Below are 19,025 nucleotides of genomic sequence, written 5' to 3' on the forward strand. Positions count from 1 at the left end.
GATGAGCTGGCGCGACGAGGTCCTCGACACGCTGGCGTCCGAGTTCTCGGACGTGGGCGACGTCGCGCAGCTCACGCGCATCGTTTTGCGGCTCACGCTGGCGGGCGTGCTGGGCTTCGTGCTCGGCTTCGAGCGCGAGCAGCAGGGCAAGGCGGCCGGCGTGCGCACCCACATGCTGGTGGCCATCGGCTCGGCGATGTTCGTGCTGATTCCCCAGCAGACCGGCATCGTGCCGGCGGACATGAGCCGTGTCATACAGGGGCTGGTGGCGGGCGTGGGCTTCCTGTGCGCCGGCACCATCCTCAAGCAGGGCAAGGATGAGAGCCACGTGCAGGGCCTGACGACCGCCGCGGGCCTGTGGATGACCGCCGCCATCGGCATGGCCTGCGGGCTCGGCCGCGAGGTGACGGCGGTGACGAGCGCGCTGCTCGCGCTCGCCGTTCTCGCGCTGGTGCCGCGCCTCGTGGGCCTGATCGAGCGGGCACCCGGGCAGCCGAAGGCCGATGGCGACGCCGCCCGCGCCGGCGGGCAGGACTCGGGCGACAAGCCCCGGCACTGAACGCCGGGCCGCCTGCGAAGCGGCATCAATTCGCGCCGCGTTCGGCATCAATCGCCGCGTGGCGCACGGCTAGCATCGAAGACCCTATTCAGCATCACCGCAACGGACCGGAGAACCCTCTCATGCGCAAGCTCTATGTCGGCAACAAGAACTACTCGTCATGGTCGATGCGGCCCTGGATCCTGATGAAGCAGGCCGGCATCGAGTTCGAGGAAGTCGCGGTGCGCTTCGATTCCTTCGAGGCCGACTCGCAGTTCAAGAACATCATCGGCGCGCTGAACCCCGCGGCCAAGGTGCCGGTGCTGGTGGAAGACGACGGCCTCGTCATCTGGGACACGCTCGCCATCGCCGAATACCTGGCCGAGAGCTTCCCCGACAAGCATCTCTGGCCCCAGGCCAGGGCCGACCGCGCCCGCGCGCGCAGCGTCTGCGCCGAGATGCACGCCGGCTTCGGCGGCCTGCGCAACCACTGCGGCATGAACCTCGAGGCGTCGCTGCCCGAAGTGGGCGCGCGGCTGCTGAAGGAGGTGCCCGAAGTCGCCAGCGACCTCGCGCGCATCGTGCAGATGTGGAGCGGCCTGCTCGAGACCCATGGCGGCCCGATGCTCTTCGGCCGCGAGTTCGGCATCGCCGACGCCTACTTCGCGCCCGTGGGCACGCGCATCAAGACCTACGGCCTGCCGGTGCCGGCGCAGATCACCGCCTACATCGAGCGCGTGCAGGCGCTGCCGGGGGTGAAGGCCTGGATCGACGCCGGGCTGGCCGAAAAGGACTTCCTGCAGTTCGAAGAGCCCTACCGCACGGGGCGATAGGGCTTCAAACGCTGCAAGGGCGAGCCCGGTTCAGAACCGATAGGTCGCCGCCACGTAGGTGACGATCGGGTTGAGCTTCAGGCTCGCCTCGCTGGTCGCCACCGGCAGGCCGAAGACCGAGTTCGTGGTCAGCTTGGCCTTGGTCTTCAGCGGGATGTAGGAGACCGAGAACGAGATGCCCCAGTGCTTGTCGAACTGGTAGGCCGCGCCGATGTTGAGCACCGGGGCGAACTTGCTGTCCAGCTTGGCCGTGGTGTTGACCGCGAAGGGCGACTGGTGGAACTGCGTGGCCAGCGCGCTCTGCAGGTTCGGGGTCAGCTTGACGTCGCTGTACCAGACATAGGTGGCGCCGAGGCCGACGAAGGGGCGGAAGGCGGATTCGCCGTCGTTGAAGTAGTACTTGCCCAGGATCGTCGGGCTCCACTGGCGGGCCTCGCCGAGCTGGCCCACGCGCCCGAGGGTGCCGGTGCCGTCGAGCTTGAACTTCGGCGGCACGCCGAACACGCCTTCCACCGCCCAGTTGCTGTCGATGAAATAGGTGGCGTTGAGGCCCAGGGTGTCGGAATCGCTCACGCTGGCGCCGGAACCGGGCAGCACGCTCGGGATCGGCGAGGTCACGGTGAGCGGCTTGCTCGAATCCTGCGGTGACAGATGGAACCACCCCGTGCCGACGACCCAGTCGCCGGCCTTCTGCGCCATGGCACTGCCGGACGCCAGGGCGCCGAGCGCTGCCAGTGCAATCATTGTTTTCTTCATGAAATGTGTCCTTTTGATTGAATATCCCTCTGCGGATGCGGACGCCGGCTGTGCTCGCCGCTGAAGATCGCCCGGATGACGAACGATTGCCCGGTCTGCGCCGCGGATTATCGAACGACCGTTCTATTTCTGACAGAGGGACTATCCCTAAACTGCCGCCATGAAGATCTTTCTCGTCGGCGGCGCCCTGCGCGACCGCCTGCTGGGGCGCCCCGTGTCCGACCACGACTGGCTGGTGGTCGGTGCCACGCCCGAGGAAATGGTGGCGCGCGGCTACCTGCCCGTGGGGCGCGACTTTCCGGTGTTCCTGCATCCCGAGACGCGCGAGGAATACGCGCTCGCGCGCACCGAGCGCAAGAGCGCGCCGGGCTATCGCGGCTTCACCGTGCATGCCGCGCCCGACGTCACGCTCGAACAGGACCTCGCCCGCCGCGACCTGACCGTCAACGCGATCGCGCTGCCCGCCGAACTGGTGAGCGCCGACGGCCGCTTCGATCCCGCGCCCGAGACGCTGGCCGACCCCTTCCACGGCCAGCGCGACCTGCGCGACAAGGTGCTGCGCCACGTGACCGATGCCTTCCGCGAAGACCCGGTGCGCATCCTGCGCGTGGCGCGCTTCGCCGCCCGCTTCGACGACTTCGACGTGGCCCCGCAAACCATGGCGCTGATGCGCGGGATGGTCGCGGCCGGCGAGGTCGATGCGCTGGTGGCCGAGCGCGTGTGGCAGGAGCTCTCGCGCGGCCTGATGGAAACACGCCCCTCGCGCATGTTCGACGTGCTGCGCAAATGCGGCGCGCTGGCAGTGCTGCTACCCGAAATCGACGCGAACGACCCGCTGCCGATGCAGGTGGTGGACACCGCCGCCCGGCTGAAGGCGTCGCTGGCCGTGCGCTTCGCCTGCCTGACCGGCGGCTTCGGTAGCGGCAAGGGCAGCGTGGCCTCGCTCCAGGCTCTGTGCGAACGCTGGCGCGTGCCGGTGGATATCCGCGAGCTGGCGGAGATGGTGGCGCGCGAGCACTCGCACATCGACGAGAGCGGCGCGCTCGATGCCGCCGGGCTGGTGCGCCTGCTGGAGCGCTGCGACGCCTTCCGCAAGCCCGCACGCTTCGCCGAGGCGCTGCTGGCCTGCGAGTGCGCGGCGCGCAGCCGTCCGGGCACCGGCATCGAGGCCGATGCGCCCTGGCCGCAGCGCCAGCGGCTGCTCGCGGTGCTGGCGACGGCGTCGGCCGTGGCCACCGACGTGGTGGCCCGGGCCGCCCAGCAGTCGGGCGCCACGGGACCGAAGATCGGCGACGCCATCCACCGGGCGCGCGTCGAGGCGGTCGCTTCGTCGCTGGGTCAGGCTTGAGGCCGACCGGAGCCAGCCCTTTCGGGGCATGACTTACGACACTTCCGTGCGCGAACCCCGTCGATAGCATCGGCCGGGTGAATGCCACCGCGCCGAAGCCGTCACGCGAGTCCGCCGACTTCCCGCACCCGCCAGGGGCGGACGAGCTGGGCCTGCGCGTGCTGCGCGAGCACGTGGCCTCGGTGTACGCGGCCTACGACGCGTCGGTGTTCGTGCACTTCGGCCTGGGCGCTGCGCTGGGCGCGGCCATGTACCTGCACCAGCCCCGCGCCTGGATCCTCGTGTGGATGGCGGCGCACCTCTTGCTGGGCCTGTTCCTCCTCTCGATGCCGCGCTGGCACGCCGGCGTGCCGCTGGCCGATACAAGGCGCTGGGCACGCAGGCATTCGTGCACCGTCATGGTGGTGGGCGCGGCCATGGCCAGTGCGCCGCTGCTCTTCATCACACCGGGCGACCTGCCCGTGACCTCGGTCGTCACGGTGGCCATCATCGGCAGCTGCGCGCGGGCCATGCAGCTGCTGTGGCCGCTGAAGCCGGCGCTGTACGGCTACACCCTGCCGATGATGCTGAGCCTGATCGCCGCGCTGGCGTGGCAGGGCGACGCGACGCACTTCTTCCTGGCGCTCTTCAGCCTGGGCTACCTGCTCTTCACGCTGCGCGTGGGCGGCCAGCAGCACGAGCTGCTGACCGACTCGCTGGTGCTGCGCTTCGAGAACGAGGCGCTGGCCGGCCAGCTCGGCAGGCAGATCGCCGCGGCGGAGCGCGCGAGCGCCGAGAAGTCGCGATTCCTCGCCACCGCCAGCCACGACCTGCGCCAGCCGCTGCATGCCATCGCGCTCTTCGGCGCGGCACTGGAGAACGAGCTGCGCGAGCACCACGGCGGCCGCAACGCGCAGCAGCTGATGCGCGCGGTGAACGCGCTGGGCAATTCGCTCGACACCATGCTCGACGTGTCGCGCCTCGATGCGGGCGTGGTCACGCCGGACATCGCGCCGGTGTCGCTCGACGCGCTGTTCCGCTCGCTCAACCACCTGTTCGCGGCCAGGGCCGAGGAGCGGCAGCTGCAGCTGCGGGTGCGCGCCAGCGGCCTCCGGGTGCGCAGCGATGCGCAGCTGCTGCACCGCATGCTCTCCAACCTCGTCGACAACGCGCTGAAGTACACGACACGCGGCGGCGTGTCGGTGCGGGCCCGCGCGCGCGGCGACACGGTGTGGATCGAGGTGTTCGACACCGGCATCGGCATCGCGCCCGAGCAGCAGGAGCGCGTGTTCGAGGAGTACTACCAGGTGCACAACCCGGGGCGCGACCGCACGCAGGGGCTGGGCATCGGCCTGTCGATCGTGCAGCGGCTCTCGCAGCTGCTCGGGCATCCGGTGCAGCTGAAGTCGCGCCCCGGCCGCGGCAGCCTCTTCCGCCTCGAACTGCCGGCCGCCGAGGAAGCTGCGGTGCCCGCTGCCGAGGGCGGGCCTCTTGCAGCCCGCCGCGCCGCAGGGCAGCGCCCCGATTGCAAGCCGGGGGCAGTACTGGGGCGCATCCTGCTCATCGACGACGAAGCGGATATCCGCGAAGCCATGGTCGGCCTGTTCAGGTCACACCATCTCTCGCTGGAGGCCGTCGCCAGCGAGGCCGAAGCCGCGGAGCTCCTAGCAAGCCCCGACGCGCAGGAGCGCCCCTTCTCGCTGCTGATGTGCGACTACCGCCTCGGCGGCGGCGAGAACGGGCTCGACGTGGGGCAGCGCCTGCAGCAGCGCTTCGGCCTGCAGGCGCCGTTGCTGCTGGTGACGGGGGAGACCTCGCCCCAGCGGCTGCAGCGCGTGCGCGCCTCGGGCATTCCGGTGCTGTTCAAGCCGGTGAACCCCGCGACGCTGCTGCGCGCGCTCGCCGAACTGGCGCCGGCGCCCTCGCTGGCAGCGCACTGATTCGAAGCCGTCCCGGCGCGTCCGGGGCGACATGGGGCTTTGGCCGACATGCGCCGCGAACGGCGCGTGTTAAGGTTTTTACCGATGCCAAAGTCCTCCAGCAACCCGCCGTTGCCTCCTCCGTTGGCGCGGGACGCAGCCCTCTTCCTCGACTTCGACGGTACCCTGGTCGGGCTCGCGCCCACGCCCGAAGCCATCGAGATTCCACCCGCCCTCGTGCCCCTGCTGAGCGACCTGCGCGACCAGCTCGGCGGTGCGCTCGCCGTGGTGTCGGGCCGCCAGATCGATGCCATCGACCGCTTTCTCGCGCCCCTGCGGCTGCCTGCGGCCGGCGAGCACGGCGTGCAGCGCCGCGATGCCGCCGGCAGCATGCAGGAGCAGCGGCCGCCCGATCTCGCCCCCGTGCTCGACATCGCCAACGAGCTAGCTCGCGTGCACGAAGGCCTGCTTGTCGAGCGCAAGCACGCGGCCATCGCGCTGCACTACCGGCTCGCTCCGCAGCTGGAGGCGGTGTGCCGCGACGCGATGTCGCGCGCCATCGCGCTCGATCCGATGCTGGAGCTGATGCACGGCAAGTTCGTCTTCGAGGTGAAGCCCGCAGGCGTCAACAAGGGCATCGCCATCGATGCCTTCATGACCGAGGCGCCCTTCGCCGGCCGCGTGCCGGTCTTCCTCGGCGACGACACCACCGACGAAAGCGGATTCGCCGTGGTGCAGCCGCGCGGCGGCATCGCGATCAAGGTGGGCTCGGGCCCGAGCCTGGCGCTGCACCGCCTCGAATCGCCGCTGGCCGTCTACGAATGGCTGGTGCAGGCACGCGACCTGCTGGCGGCACGGCCGCAGGACTCTGCAAGCCGATCCGAAGAATCACCGAGGAGCCCCCGATGACAGAACAACAGACGCCGGTGGCGCCCGAGGACCGCGCCGGGCAGGCCCTGGCCGGCGCGACCGGTCCCGACGACCGCGCACCGGTCGATCCGCAGGCAGCCGCAAGGCCTGGCGCCCGCGGCTTCGCGCCGCCGGCCGAGCCCTCGCTCAACGTGGGCGTGATCGGCAACTGCGCCTACAGCGCACTCATCGACTCGCGCGGCCGCGCCGTGTGGTGCTGCCTGCCGCGCTTCGACGGCGACCCGGTGTTCAACGCCCTGCTGCATCCCGGCGAGGATGCGGGCGCCTGGAGCATCGACATCGAGGACTTCGCCGAATCGAAGCAGTGGTACGAGCCGAACACCGCCGTGCTGCGCACGCAGCTCTTCGACAGCGCGGGCCAGGGCATCGAGATCACCGACTTCGCGCCGCGCTTCTACAGCCGCTCGCGCTACTTCCGCCCGCTGATGCTGGTGCGCCGCGTGCGGCCCATCGCGGGGGCGCCGCGCGTCCGCGTGTCGCTCGATCCGCGCTTCCAGTGGGGCGCCTCGGCGCCGCTGGAGGTCACGCGCGGCAGCAACCACATCCGCTATGTCGGGCCCGACGTGACGCTGCGGCTGAACACCGACGCCTCGATCTCGCACATCCTCTCGCGCCAGCCCTTCGTGCTCTCGCGCGAATACAACTTCATGTTCGGCGTCGACGAGACGCTGATGGACGGCATCGCCGACACCGCGCGCCGCTTCGAGCAGGAGACCATCGCGTACTGGCGCGTCTGGAGCAAGCGCCTGGCGATTCCGTTCGAGTACCAGGACGCGGTGATCCGCGCGGCCATCACGCTGAAGCTCTCGCTGTACGAGGACACGGGCGCCATCGTCGCGGCCATGACCACCAGCATTCCCGAGGCGCCGGGCAGCCAGCGCAACTGGGACTACCGCTACTGCTGGCTGCGCGACGCCTTCTTCGTGGTGCGCGCGCTCAATTCGCTGAGCGAAGTGGGCACCATGGAGGACTACCTGCGCTGGCTCGGCAACGTGGTGATCGGCTCGCACGGCGAGCACATCCAGCCGCTGTACGGCATCGGGCTGGAGCGCGAGCTGCCGGAGTCCTTCGTCGATGGCCTTCCCGGCTACCGCGGCATGGGCCCGGTGCGCGTGGGCAACCAGGCGCAGGAGCACTTCCAGCACGACGTGTACGGCAACATCGTGCTCGGCGCGGCGCAGGCCTTCCACGACCACCGGCTGCTCAGCCGCGCGGGGCTGGCGGAGTTTCCACACCTCGAGGCGGTGGGCGAGCGCGCGGTGGCCGTCTACGGCACGCCCGACGCCGGCATGTGGGAGCTTCGCACCCGCGCGCGCGTGCACACCAGCTCGGCGCTGATGAGCTGGGCCGCCTGCGACCGGCTCGCGAAGATCGCTCGCACCCTGGGGTTGGCGGAACGCGCCGCCTACTGGCACGGCCATGCCGCGCGCATGAAGGAGGAGATCCTCGCCAAGTCTTGGTGCGAGGAGCGCCAGGCCTTCGCCGAGAGCTTCGGCGGGCACGAGCTCGACGCGAGCATCCTGCTGATGGTGGAAGTGGGCCTGATCGACGCGCGCGACCCGCGCTTCATCTCGACCGTCGACGCGATGGAGAAGACGCTGTGCGACGGCCCCTACATGCGCCGCTACGAGGCCGCCGACGACTTCGGCAAGCCCGAGACCGCCTTCAACATCTGCACCTTCTGGCGCATCGACGCGCTCGCCAAGATCGGCCGCAAGGCCGAGGCGCGCCAGATCTTCGAGACCATGCTCGCCGCGCGCAATCCGCTGGGGCTGCTGTCCGAAGACACCCACCCGGTCACCGGCGAGATGTGGGGCAACTTCCCGCAGACCTACTCGATGGTCGGCATCATCAACGCGGCGGTGCGCCTGTCCGCTCCCTGGGACTCCGCCATATGAACGCCACCCGGTCTTCCACCCGCTGCACCCGTGCAACGCCACCCCCAGAGGGGAAGACGCTGCCCGGCAGCTGGCGCAAGGAGGCGCCATGAGCCGCCTCGTCGTCATCTCCAACCGCGTGGCCGACCCGCGCAAGCCCGCCGCCGGCGGCCTCGCCGTGGCGCTGGGCGAAAGCCTGCAGCAAAGCGGCGGCCTCTGGTTCGGCTGGAGCGGCCAGATCGTCGAGGACGGCCCGACCGGAGAGGGAGAGCTGCACCGCCACCAGGCAGGCAAGGTCACGCTGGCGACCATCGACCTCAGCCGCGAGGACCACGACAGCTACTACCTCGGCTACAGCAACGACGTGCTCTGGCCGGTGTTCCACGACCGTCTCGACCTCGCGCACTTCGAGGCCGGCTTCGTCGGCGGCTACCGGCGCGTGAACCAGCTGTTCGCGCGCAAGCTGCTGCCGCTCCTGAAGGACGACGACATCATCTGGGTGCACGACTACCACCTGATCCCGCTGGCGGCCGAGCTGCGCGCGATGGGCTGCAGGCAGCGCATCGGCTTCTTCCTGCACATTCCGCTGCCGCCGCAGATCATCCTCGCGGCGATTCCGCAGCACGCCTGGCTGATGCGCTCGCTTTTCTCGTACGACCTGATCGGCTTTCAGGCGCAGCAGGACGTGCAGCACTTCGAGCACTACGTTCGCAACGAGGCCAACGGCGAGTACCTGGGCGACGACATGTACCGCGCCTACGGGCAGACGGTGCGAAGCGCGGCCTTCCCCATCGGCATCGACGTGGACGAGTTCGCGGCACTCACGCACGCGAAGGAATCGCGCGACATGTACGAGACCATGAAGCGCGAGTACTCGCAGCGCCGGCTGCTGCTGGGCATCGACCGGCTCGACTACTCCAAGGGCATCCCGCAGCGGGTGCGGGCGTTCCGCGAGCTGCTGGCGAACTACCCCGAGAACCGCCGCAGCGCCACGCTGATCCAGATCGCCTCGCCCACGCGCGAGACGGTCGACGCCTACGGCGACATCCGGCGCGAGCTCGAATCGCTGTGCGGCGCCATCAACGGCGACTACGGCGAGCTCGACTGGATGCCCGTGCGCTACATCCACCGCATGGTGGCGCGCAAGCGCGTGCCGGGCCTGTGCCGCGCGGCGGCCGTTGGTCTGGTGACGCCGCTGCGCGACGGCATGAACCTCGTCGCCAAGGAATACATCGCGGCGCAGGACCCGGCCGACCCCGGCGTGCTGGTGCTGTCGCGCTTCGCGGGCGCCGCCGAGCAGCTGAAGGAAGCGCTGCTGGTGAACCCCTACGACACCCACGGCACCGCCGAGACCGTGCAGCAGGCGCTGCAGATGCCACTGGAGGAGCGGCGCGAGCGGCACCAGAAGCTGCTGTCGCGCATCCGCGAACACGACATCCACTGGTGGCGGCGCAGCTTCCTCGAGGCGCTGCGGGAGGCGCCCAGCGAGCGCTGACCCCGCGTGGCCGGCGGCTCACCAGCCGGTCAGGAGCCGCACGAATCGCATCACCGGCCGCGCCAGCGCGGGAGCGGCGGTCTTCGCGGCCATCGTCGGGGCCTTGGGCGCGTGCACCCGCAGGTGCACCGGCGTCAGAGCCGAAACCTCGATCCACCCTCCGTGCGACAGGCGGTGCATGTCGCCCTCCTCGAGCAGCGACTCGGTCATGAAGACGGTCTCGCCGAACCAGCCCGGCGGCGACACCACGCGGGCGCGCCCCTCCGCCAGCTGGAGCCATGCGCCGGCCTCGACCGAGGTGCGCAGGGACTGGCCGGGTTCTAGAACGATGGAATCGGGAGCCTGGGAAAGTGTGGTGATCATGGCGGCGAAGCTCGGTTGGACGAGGCTTCATCGTAGGAATCCCGCTGCCCGGAAAACAGGCACACGCCATGGCTATTGCGACCGGAACAGCGGGGCCGGAAACGCATCTGTTATGGTCGTTTTCCCGGGCAACTGCATCTGTTTTCGGATGCCCGATGCGGGGAACATCGACCCATGGACTCGCTACCGCTCTACCGCCAGCTTTCCGCGCACTACGTGGATGCGATCCACACCGGCTCGCTCAAGCAGGGTGACAAGCTGCCCTCGCTGCGCAGCCTGATGCGGCTGCACGGCATCAGCCTCTCGACCGCGCTGCAGGTCTGCCGCGCCATGGAAAGCGACGGCTGGGTCGAGGCGCGCGACCGCTCGGGCTACTTCGTGCGCCGACCGCAGCGCCTGGCCATCGCGCCGATGGAGGAGCCGGTGGCCGACGTGCCGCCCGATCCGGCGCAGTTCGTGAGCATGCGCACGCGCATGGCCAACTTCATGGCGCGCGGGCGGCATACGGGCGTGAAGCTCAACTTCGCCATCGCCCGCGCGGCGCCCGAGCTGTATCCCGCCGAGGCGCTGCGCAACTCGATGACCCGCGCGCTGCGCCAGCGGCCCGAGCTGCTGACCACCGCCTCCTCGCAGAAAGGCCACGAGCAGTTCCGCGAGGCCGTGGCGCAGCGCAGCCTGCGAGTGGGCATGACGGTGGCGCCCGACGAGGTGCTGGTCACCAACGGCTGCATCGAGGCGCTGAACCTCGCGCTGCGCGCCATCGCCAAGCCCGGCGACACGGTCGCGGTGGAGTCACCCACCTTCTACGGCCTGCTGCAAGTGCTCGAAAGCCTGGGCCTGCGCGCGCTGGAGATCCCCACCAGCCCGCAGACCGGCATGTCGCTGGAGGCGCTGGACCTGGCGATCCACACCTACGACGACATCAAGGCGGTGGTGGTGGTGCCGCACCTGCAGAACCCCATAGGCAGCGTGATGCCCGACAGCCACAAGCAGCGGCTCGTGCACCTGTGCGAGAGCCACGGCATCGCGCTGGTCGAGGACGACACCTACAGCGACCTCGTGGAAACCGACGCGCCGCTGCGCGCGGTCAAGTCGTGGGACCGTACGGGCAACGTGATCTATTGCGCCTCGCTGCACAAGGTGCTGGCGCCGGGGCTGCGGCTGGGCTGGATCACCGCCGGACGCTGGCACGCGCAGGTGGAGATGCTCAAGTACGCGCAGACCCGCAACAACGAGGCGCTGGCGCAGATCGCCGCGGGCGAGTTCATCGCCAGCGGCGCCTATGACCGCCACCTGCGCCGGCTGCGCGAACGGCTGCACACGCAGCGCGACCAGACGGCCGACGCCATCGCCCGCTACTTCCCGGCGGGCACGCGGCTGAACCTGCCGCGCGGCGGGCTGCAGCTGTGGGTGGAGCTGCCGCAGCAGCGATCGTCGGTGAGCGTGTTCGAAGCCGCGCTGCGCGAGCAGATGCTGGTGTCGCCGGGCGCGCAGTTCTCGAACTCCGGGCGCTTCGACAACTACCTGCGCATCAACTGCGGCTGGCCGTATTCGAAGGCGGTGGACGCGGGGCTGCGGCGGCTCGGCGAGATCGTGTCGGCGGTGCAGCCCTCGCGCTAGGGCGGGTCGACATTCCGACGCGGCCGCGCGATTCAGACGATGTAGAACAGGACGGCGTCGCGCCTTGCGGCCGCGCCAGCGAAGAAGCGCTTGACGCCCTCCATGAAGCCCGCGAGGTCCTGCGCGCCCTCCTGCCAGACCTTGGCCCAGTACAGCTCGCCGAACTTCGCCGGCTCGGCCGTGAAGCGGCCCACCAGCGCCGCCACGTCGCACTGCGCGAGCCGGGCCGCGGCGCGCTCCACATGGGCGGCCGTGAGGTAGATGCAGGCCAGGCCGTCGGTGCCGTCGAGCTCCTCACCGTCGACCGCCTCGGGCATCAGCGTGCGCACCACGTCCCAGGCCTGCTCCACGGTCTGGCTGTCGTGGGGGCCGCCCTTGGCCGCGGCTGTGTTCAGGAAGCCGGAGACGGTGGACGGATCGATCACCAGCGCACGCAGCCGGTAGCGGTCGAGGGCGTGGAAGGCGGCGCCGATGCTCAAGTGCTGGGCTCCATGCGGGCAGCGCGCGCCACCGCCGCGAGCGCGATGCTCACGCTGTCGATGTTGCGCTGCGCGTTGTCGATGTTCCGGAAGTGGTCGGGCGCGCAGATCTGGTTGAGCAGCAGCGTGCGCTTGAAATGCACCAGCGCCTGGCGCAGGTCGCCTTCCTCCTGCGCGATCAGGCCCAGGTCGTTGTGCGCGTTGGCGGCCGACGACGAGATGCCGCGGCAGTTGCGCTGCTGGATGCCCAGCGAGCGCTCGAACAGTTCGCGTGCCCGGGGAAAGTCGCGGCGCGCCATGAACAGGCTCGCGAAGTTGTTGAGCATGTCGGAATGCAGCTCCGCGTCGCCCTCGCCCGGCGGGAGCTTGTCGAGGTGCACCAGGGCGCGCGCATAGCAGAGCTCGGCCTTCGCGTCCTGGCCCGACTCCGCATAGAGGAAGGCCAGGTTGTTGAACGCACGCACCACGCCGTCGCTGGAGCCGCCTCCGGCCTCGGCCACCGCCATGGCGATGGTCTTCTTGTAGAGCGCCTCTGCCTCGTCGGCGCGTCCGGCCGCGGCATGCAGCAGCGCCAGCGTGTTGGTCGGCCCGCGCCGCCAGCTGTCGTCCAGGCCCAGCTGCGCAGCCACGGCGAGCGCCTCGTCGGCAGAGGCCTGCGCCTTCTCGTTCCAGCGCAGCCGGCGGCACAGCTCGGCATGGCTGGACAGGTGGAGCACCACGCTGCGGTGCGCCCCGCCGTGCAGCCGGCGGGCGGCGGCGATGGCCTCCGCGCAGGACTGCTCGGCGCTCTTCAGGTCGCCCTGGGCGAGCGCGGCGCGGTAGCGGGCCTCATGGTCGTCGAGCAGCTTCAGCAGCACGCCCTGATCGTCGGAAGCGGCGCCGCGCGCCTTGCGCTGCGCGATGGCGACCAGCGTCAGGTCGAGCGCCCTGCGGGCCACGTCCATGTCCTCCGCGGGCATGCCGAGCATGCGGCCGATGGACAGGCTCTCCTCGAGGCTCGAGCGCGCCTTGTCGAATGCGTCGCTCTGGTAGCAGGCCTGCCCGAGCATGCACAGCGTCATCGCGAGGTTCTGGTGCGGCCCCTTGAACACGCGGCGCGTGGCGGCGACGATCTGCTCGCCGATGGCGACGGCCTGCGCCCAGTCGCCGGCCTCGGCGGCGGCCACGAAGCGCTCCTGCAGCTTGTTGGCTTCGGCCAAGGCCGCAAGGTCGTAGTCCTTGGCGCCGTCCCTCGGCGCGTGGCGCAGGGATGCGGGGCGCGCCGCGGCGGAGGGGGCTTCTTCGTCCTCGTCCTGACCCTGCGCCTGCAGCTGGTCCATGCGCCGATAAATCCACCAGAGGTCGAACAGCATCCACGGCAGCAGCACCGCCAGGCAGAAGCGGCCGCCCGGCAGGCCGGCGATGCCGTAGCCCAGAAGCCCCATCTGCCCCGCGCCGCCCAGGTAGCTGCCCAGATAGAAGCGGTGCGCGCCGATGAAGCCCCCCACCAGCCACAGCAGGTAGGCGAAGGAGCGGCGGCGAGGCAGCGGGGTCATGGTTCGCCGGGTTGCGTGGGCTCGACCGTCCGTTCGTTCGTTCAGTCGAGCAGCGCGAGCGCGGCGTAGTCGCCGACCTTGTCGCCCAGGCCGGCGGGCATCAACCGCACGCCCCGCGTGAGCGGCGGCAGCTTGCCATCGATCTGTGCCTGCAGCCTCGGCAGCAGGAAATCACGGTGATGCCAGAACACGCTGCCGCCCAGGCTGATTCCCTGCAGGTCGAGGGTGGCGATCAGGTTGTAGAGCATGCGGCCCATCACGCGGCACAGTGCATCGACGATTTCCAGCGAATGCCGCTCTCCGGCCGCCGCCGAGCTGAAGACATCGGCTGCCGATTGACCGAAACGCCGCGCGATCGAATTGCCGGCGATCAGCCCCTCGACGTCGCCCACGTTGCCGCAGCCGCACAGCGCGCCGCTCGCATCGTCCACCACGAAGCTGTGGCCCGCGTGGCCGGCATTGCCGTTCTTGCCGCGCAGCGCACGGCCGTCCACGCACAGGCCGACACCCACACCCGTGCTCCAGGTGACGTATGCGCAGCTGTCCATGCCCTTGAGCGCGCCCCAGTGGCGCTCGGCCTCCAGCGCAGCCACCGCGTCGTTCTCGACTCGCACGCGGGCGAACCGCCTGGCCAGCGGTGCCTCGATCAGCGCAGTCATCCAGTTGTTGGGCAGGCCGCGTGCAGGACCGGCGATGCCGCCGCAGATGTTGGGCGTAGCCAGCTCCACCATGCCCTCGTGCAGCTCGAACGGCCCGGCCGACGAGACCCCCACGCGGTCGATGCTCGCCGGATCGACCCCCTGCTGCGCGCAGACCTCGTCGATCATCCGCATGATCTGCACAGCCACCGCGTCGTTGTCACCGGTCTTGGCCGTGGGCTCGCTGAGGCGGCCGATCAGCGGCGCGTCGCTGGAGGCGGAAAGGCTCACGGCAACCTTGGTGCCGCCGATGTCTACGCAGGCTCTCATCGCTGTTCGTCTTTTCCTTGATTGTTCGTCTTCTCTACAGGAGGCGCGCCACCAGCGCCGCGATCATGCTGAGCACCACGGTGCTCGCGATCGGCAGCTGCCACTCGCGGCCGAAGGCGCGGAACTCGAAATCGCCGGGCAGCCGTCCGAAGCCGAAGCGGCGCAGCCAGGCGGTCAGGCCGCTCATGAGCACCAGCGCGAGGACGACGACGATCAGCCAGCGAAGCATGGGCAACAGTCTAGGCCGAGAGAATGGCCATCGCTTGTCGGTGGAGTTCGGGCGTTGCCGCCGCGATCACTCGGCCGTCGGATTTCAGGCCCAGCGGCTGGCCCTGCCAGTCGGTGACGACGCCGCCGGCCGCCTCGATCAGCCCGGCCGGGCCGAGGTAGTCGTAGGGCTGCAGGCCGGTCTCGACCACGAGGTCGATGGTGCCGCCCGCCAGTTGGGCGTAGCCGTAGCAGTCGCCGCCGAAGCGGCGCATCGCGCACTGGCGGCTGAGCCTGTCGAAGGCGCTCCAGTCGGCCGGCGCGAAGATGTCGGGCGAGGTGGTGACGATGCGGGCCTTGGCCACTTCGGTGCAGCCGCTCACGCGCACCGGCTGGCCGTCGCGCGTGGCGCCCTGGCCCGCCACGCCGATCCATCGCTCCTTGAGCACCGGCATGTCGATCATGCCCAGCGCCACGCGCCCGCCCTGCAGCACGCCGATCAGCGTGCCCCACAGCGGCGAGCCGGTGATGAAGCTGCGCGTGCCGTCGATCGGGTCGAGCACCCAGATGCGCTCGGCATCGAGCCGCTCGGGGCCGTGCTCCTCGCCGTAGATGCCGTCGGCAGGCGCCCGGGCGGCGAGGATCTCGCGCATGGCCGTCTCGGCGGCGCGGTCGGCCAGCGTGACGGGGCTTTCGTCCGCCTTGGTGATGATGTCCAGCGGCGTGCGGAAGTAGTGCATCGACTTGGCGGCGGCGGCATCGGCCAGCGCTTGGGCGATCGGCGAGAGGTCGGAAGAGGAGGAGCTCATGAAAGAGTTGGAGACGCTTGCCAAAACCTGCAATTAGACCCGAGCCGGGGCGGGTTTGACACGGCGGGGCAGCCAGCCCTAGCATGGCCCGGAAATTGCCACGAACTACGACAAATGGCTTCTTTCACACACCTGCGCACGGCGCTGCTCGCCCTCATGCTCGGCACCGCGGCCCTGCTGGCCCACGCCACGCCCTCCGACACCGAAGACAAGCTGATCGACACGCTGATCCAGCGGGTCTCGAAGATGAGCTCGATGATCTTCCTGCGCAACGGCAGCGAGTACAACGCCTCCGACGCCGCCAGGCACATGCAGGCGAAGTACGACTACTTCAAAAAGGAACTGCTCACGGCCGAGGACTTCATCGAGCGCTGCGCCTCGCGCTCGGAGATGACCGGGCAGGCCTACAAGGTCAAGCTCACCAACGGTACGGTGCGCGACGCCAACGAGTTCCTCAACAGCGAGCTGCGCGCGCTGCGGCAGGCAACGGGCGCGAAGAAGGCCGGCGGCTAGCCGCCGCGGGCCGGCAAGCCAGCAGCTAGCGCTGCTGCCCCCAGCGGCGCACCGTCAGCCGCTCCAGCGTCCTGAAGCCCAGGCTCTCGACCAGCAGGCCGATCAGCACCACCAGCGCGAGGCCGGCGAAGACGCGGTCGGTGTAGAGCTCGTTGCGGTTCTGGAAGATGTACCAGCCCAGCCCGCCCTTGCCCGACGAAGCCCCGAACACCAGCTCCGCCGCGATCAGCGTGCGCCAGGCGAAGGCCCAGCCGATCTTCAGCCCCGACAGGATCGACGGCAGCGCCGCCGGCACCAGGATCTGCAGCACGTAGCGCAGCCCCCTGAGCCCGTAGTTGCGCCCGGCCATGCGCAGCGTGTCGGGCACGCCCTGGAAGCCCGCGTAGGTGTTGAGCGCCAGCGGCCACAGCACCGAATGGATCAGCACGAACACCAGGCTGCCGCGTCCGAGCCCGAACCACAGCAGCGCCAGCGGCAGCAGCGCGATGGCGGGCAGCGGGTTGAACATGGAAGTGAGCGTGTCCAGCAGGTCGCGGCCGATGCGCGTCGACACCGCCAGCGTGGTGAGCGCGAAGGCCAGCAGCACGCCGGCGACGTAGCCCTGCAGCAGCACGGCCAGCGAGATGCGCACCTTCTCGATGAGCTCGCCGCTTGCAAGCCCCTCGAACAGTGCCGCCGCGGTGGCGGTGAAGGTGGGCAGCAGCAGCTCGTTGTTCTGCCACCGTGCTGCCAGCTCCCACAGCACCGCGATGACGGCAAGGATCAGCCCCTTGCGCAGCCAGGCCTGCGACCAGATGCGCTCGCCCAGCGGCAGCCGGCGCTCGACCGGCACTTCGGTGAAAGGCTCGAGCGTGCGCTCGTATTCAGGGCGGATCGGCGGGATGACGGCGCTCATGCTGCGGCCTCCGCGCTTGCCTGCCCTTCTTCTTCGAACAGCATGTCGTGGATGCGCTGCGCCGTGCCCTGGAATTCGGCGCCGCCCAGGCTGTCGAGCGTGAAGGCGTGGCTGTTGATCTCGGCGCGCATGCGCCCCGGATGCGGCGACAGCAGCGCGATGCGGTTGCCCACCACCAGCGCCTCCTCGATGGAGTGGGTGACGAACAGCAGCGTGAAGCGCACCTCGTCCCACAGCTCGAGCAGCTCCTGCTGCATCCTGCGGCGGGTGAGCGCATCGAGCGCGGCAAAGGGCTCGTCCATCAGCAGCACGCGCGGCTGCATCGCCAGTGCGCGTGCGATCGCCACGCGCTGCTTCATGCCCCCGGAGAGCTGGTGCGGATGCACGTCGGCGAACTTCGAGAGGCCGACCTTGTCGAGGTAGTGCAGCGCGCGCTCGGCCGCTTCCTTCTTGCCGAGCGTGCGCGAGGCCAGCAGCGGGAACATCACGTTCTGCTTCACGGTCTTCCACGGCGGCAGCTGGTCGAACTCCTGGAACACGACGATGCGGTCGGGGCCGGGTTGCGCCACCCGCCTTCCGTCGAGGCGGATCTCGCCCTCGACCGGCGGGATGAAGCCAGCCACCGCCTTCAGCAGCGTCGACTTGCCGCAGCCCGAGGGACCGAGCAGCACGAAGCGGTCGGCGGCATGGACGTCGAAGCTCACGCGGTGCGTGGCGCGCACGACGCGCTCGGGGGTGCGGTATTCGAGGCTGACGTTGTCGACCTGCAGCAATGCCTGTCCCTTGGCGTCTTGCTCCCTCCCCCGCTGGGGGAGGGCTGGGGTGGGGGCAGACGGCGCCCGCGCATTCACCGCCCTGCCAGCCCCCATCCCAACCTTCCCCCAGAGGGGGAAGGAGTCGAACCCCGAAGACGCCTCGGCCATGCTCATCAATTCCCCGACACGTTCTGCGCGTCGTCGAAGAAGTAGTCCTTCACCGAAGCCGGCTTGTTCTTGATCGCACCCACGCGGTGCATGAACTCGGCCAGCGGATAGGTGTTCTGCGGCGTGGTCTTGAACTGCACCTCGGGGTTCTTGATGATCTTCAGAAGCAGGTCGCGATCGAGCTTCGCGTTGCTCACCTTGAGGTAGATGTCGGCCGCCTTCTCAGGATTGGCGGTGACGAACTTCGCCGCCTCGTCGAGCGCATCGACGAAGGCCTTGTACGTCTTCGGGTTCTCGCTGCGGAACTTCTCGGTGGCGTAGAGCACCGTCGCCGACGACGGGCCGCCCAGCACCTGGTACGAGTTGAGCACGATGCGCGCGTTCGGGTTGCCCGCGAGCTCCTGCTCCTGGAACGGTGGATTGCCGAAGTGCGCCGTGATCTCCGTGCCGCCCTTGATGATGGCGGCCGCTGCATCGGGGTGCGGCACCGCCACGCTGATCTTGTCGAGCCTGTTGAACTCCTTGTCGCCCCACAGCTTGGCCGAGGCGAACTGCAGCACACGCGACTGCACCGACACGCCCACCGCGGGCAGCGCGATGCGGTCCTTGTCGGTGAAGTCGGCGATCGACTTCACGTTCGGGTTGTTGCTCACGAGGTAGTACGGGAAGTTGCCCAGCGAGGCCACGCCCTTCACGTTCTGCTTGCCCTTGGTGCGGTCCCACAGCGTGAGCAGCGGCCCCACGCCGGCACCTGCGATCTCGATGTTGCCCGACAGCAGCGCGTCGTTCACCGCCGAGCCGCCCGAGAGCTTGACCCACTCGACCTTGGCGTCGATGCCCGCGGCCTTCGCATGTTTCTCGATGAGCTTCTGCTCCTGCGCCACGTTGAGCAGCAGGTAGACGATGCCGAACTGTTCGGCGATGCGGATCTGGCCTTCGGCATGTGCGGAAAGGCTGCCGGCCAGGAGGCCGAGGCCGGCGACGAGCGCCGCGGCTTTGCGGGTGAAACGGTTCATTTTTGTCGGAAGCAGGGAATGG

Annotated in this window: 19 protein-coding genes; 9 read left to right on the plus strand and 10 right to left on the minus strand. The window is 69.6% G+C overall.

Annotated elements, in window-relative coordinates; genetic code table 11:
• The first annotated feature begins 1 nt into the window (after nt 1).
• Nucleotides 2-559: an MgtC/SapB family protein gene (locus FHY06_RS09465; RefSeq protein ID WP_019654579.1), complete on the plus strand. Its 558-nt coding sequence runs from the start codon at nt 2-4 to the stop codon at nt 557-559.
• A gap of 122 nt (nt 560-681) precedes the next feature.
• Nucleotides 682-1,371, plus strand: coding sequence for a glutathione S-transferase family protein (locus FHY06_RS09470; protein WP_019654580.1), 690 nt, complete (start codon nt 682-684; stop codon nt 1,369-1,371).
• Nucleotides 1,372-1,401: 30 nt separating this feature from the next.
• Here the strand turns inward: FHY06_RS09470 and FHY06_RS09475 are convergent, their stop codons facing one another.
• Nucleotides 1,402-2,127, minus strand: coding sequence for an OmpW/AlkL family protein (locus FHY06_RS09475; protein WP_019654581.1), 726 nt, complete (start codon nt 2,125-2,127; stop codon nt 1,402-1,404).
• Nucleotides 2,128-2,287: 160 nt separating this feature from the next.
• Between FHY06_RS09475 and FHY06_RS09480 the strand changes: the two genes are divergently transcribed.
• The 5 genes from FHY06_RS09480 to otsA all read left to right on the plus strand — a co-directional run bounded on the left by FHY06_RS09480 (nt 2,288) and on the right by otsA (nt 9,675).
• Entirely contained in the window at nt 2,288-3,475 is a 1,188-nt protein-coding gene (locus FHY06_RS09480; protein WP_184604634.1) for a multifunctional CCA addition/repair protein, read from the plus strand.
• A gap of 77 nt (nt 3,476-3,552) precedes the next feature.
• Nucleotides 3,553-5,394, plus strand: a complete 1,842-nt coding sequence (locus FHY06_RS09485; RefSeq protein ID WP_184604636.1) for an ATP-binding response regulator — start codon at nt 3,553-3,555, stop codon at nt 5,392-5,394.
• An 84-nt stretch (nt 5,395-5,478) separates the two neighbouring features.
• A complete protein-coding gene (otsB, locus tag FHY06_RS09490; protein ID WP_038114569.1) occupies nt 5,479-6,282 on the plus strand; it encodes a trehalose-phosphatase in 804 nt (267 codons plus the stop codon).
• Nucleotides 6,279-8,201, plus strand: a complete 1,923-nt coding sequence (locus FHY06_RS09495) for a glycoside hydrolase family 15 protein (protein WP_132752262.1) — start codon at nt 6,279-6,281, stop codon at nt 8,199-8,201. Before otsB ends, FHY06_RS09495 begins: the two co-directional genes overlap by 4 nt.
• Before the next feature lie 88 nt (nt 8,202-8,289).
• Nucleotides 8,290-9,675: an alpha,alpha-trehalose-phosphate synthase (UDP-forming) gene (gene otsA / locus FHY06_RS09500; RefSeq protein ID WP_019654586.1), complete on the plus strand. Its 1,386-nt coding sequence runs from the start codon at nt 8,290-8,292 to the stop codon at nt 9,673-9,675.
• A gap of 18 nt (nt 9,676-9,693) precedes the next feature.
• On the opposite strand, the gene FHY06_RS09505 is transcribed toward otsA, so the two are convergent.
• Complete coding sequence (locus tag FHY06_RS09505) at nt 9,694-10,038, minus strand: hypothetical protein (protein WP_184604638.1); 345 nt, start codon at nt 10,036-10,038, stop codon at nt 9,694-9,696.
• Between the two features lie 174 nt (nt 10,039-10,212).
• On the opposite strand from FHY06_RS09505, the gene FHY06_RS09510 reads away from it, so the two are divergent.
• A complete protein-coding gene (locus FHY06_RS09510) occupies nt 10,213-11,658 on the plus strand; it encodes an aminotransferase-like domain-containing protein (protein WP_019654588.1) in 1,446 nt (481 codons plus the stop codon).
• Nucleotides 11,659-11,690: 32 nt separating this feature from the next.
• On the opposite strand, the gene FHY06_RS09515 is transcribed toward FHY06_RS09510, so the two are convergent.
• The 5 genes from FHY06_RS09515 to hisN are packed head-to-tail and all read right to left on the minus strand — an operon-like array spanning nt 11,691 to nt 15,656.
• Nucleotides 11,691-12,137 (minus strand): DUF1877 family protein, encoded by a 447-nt coding sequence (locus FHY06_RS09515; protein ID WP_126182566.1) that lies wholly within the window; start codon nt 12,135-12,137, stop codon nt 11,691-11,693.
• Nucleotides 12,134-13,672 (minus strand): tetratricopeptide repeat protein, encoded by a 1,539-nt coding sequence (locus FHY06_RS09520; protein ID WP_184604640.1) that lies wholly within the window; start codon nt 13,670-13,672, stop codon nt 12,134-12,136. Before FHY06_RS09520 ends, FHY06_RS09515 begins: the two co-directional genes overlap by 4 nt.
• Nucleotides 13,673-13,713: 41 nt before the next feature.
• The gene (locus tag FHY06_RS09525; protein WP_184604642.1) at nt 13,714-14,640 is read right to left on the minus strand and encodes an ROK family protein; all 927 of its coding nucleotides are present in this window, start codon (nt 14,638-14,640) and stop codon (nt 13,714-13,716) included.
• A gap of 34 nt (nt 14,641-14,674) precedes the next feature.
• Nucleotides 14,675-14,869: a DUF2905 domain-containing protein gene (locus FHY06_RS09530; protein ID WP_019654592.1), complete on the minus strand. Its 195-nt coding sequence runs from the start codon at nt 14,867-14,869 to the stop codon at nt 14,675-14,677.
• A gap of 10 nt (nt 14,870-14,879) precedes the next feature.
• Nucleotides 14,880-15,656: a histidinol-phosphatase gene (hisN, locus tag FHY06_RS09535; protein WP_019654593.1), complete on the minus strand. Its 777-nt coding sequence runs from the start codon at nt 15,654-15,656 to the stop codon at nt 14,880-14,882.
• A gap of 114 nt (nt 15,657-15,770) precedes the next feature.
• Between hisN and FHY06_RS09540 the strand changes: the two genes are divergently transcribed.
• Entirely contained in the window at nt 15,771-16,169 is a 399-nt protein-coding gene (locus FHY06_RS09540; RefSeq protein ID WP_184604645.1) for a DUF5329 family protein, read from the plus strand.
• Between the two features lie 25 nt (nt 16,170-16,194).
• On the opposite strand, the gene FHY06_RS09545 is transcribed toward FHY06_RS09540, so the two are convergent.
• Genes FHY06_RS09545 through FHY06_RS09555 form a run of 3 tightly spaced genes read right to left on the minus strand, consistent with a single transcriptional unit; the run spans nt 16,195 to nt 19,003 of the window.
• Entirely contained in the window at nt 16,195-17,064 is an 870-nt protein-coding gene (locus FHY06_RS09545) for an ABC transporter permease (RefSeq protein WP_184604647.1), read from the minus strand.
• Complete coding sequence (locus tag FHY06_RS09550) at nt 17,061-17,993, minus strand: ABC transporter ATP-binding protein (RefSeq protein WP_409327446.1); 933 nt, start codon at nt 17,991-17,993, stop codon at nt 17,061-17,063. Before FHY06_RS09550 ends, FHY06_RS09545 begins: the two co-directional genes overlap by 4 nt.
• A complete protein-coding gene (locus FHY06_RS09555; protein ID WP_126182561.1) occupies nt 17,993-19,003 on the minus strand; it encodes an ABC transporter substrate-binding protein in 1,011 nt (336 codons plus the stop codon). The genes FHY06_RS09550 and FHY06_RS09555 overlap by 1 nt, the downstream gene beginning before the upstream one ends.
• Nucleotides 19,004-19,025: the final 22 nt, after the last annotated feature.

Source organism: Variovorax atrisoli (genome assembly GCF_014195185.1).
Classification (GTDB): Bacteria; Pseudomonadota; Gammaproteobacteria; order Burkholderiales; family Burkholderiaceae_C; genus Variovorax; species Variovorax atrisoli.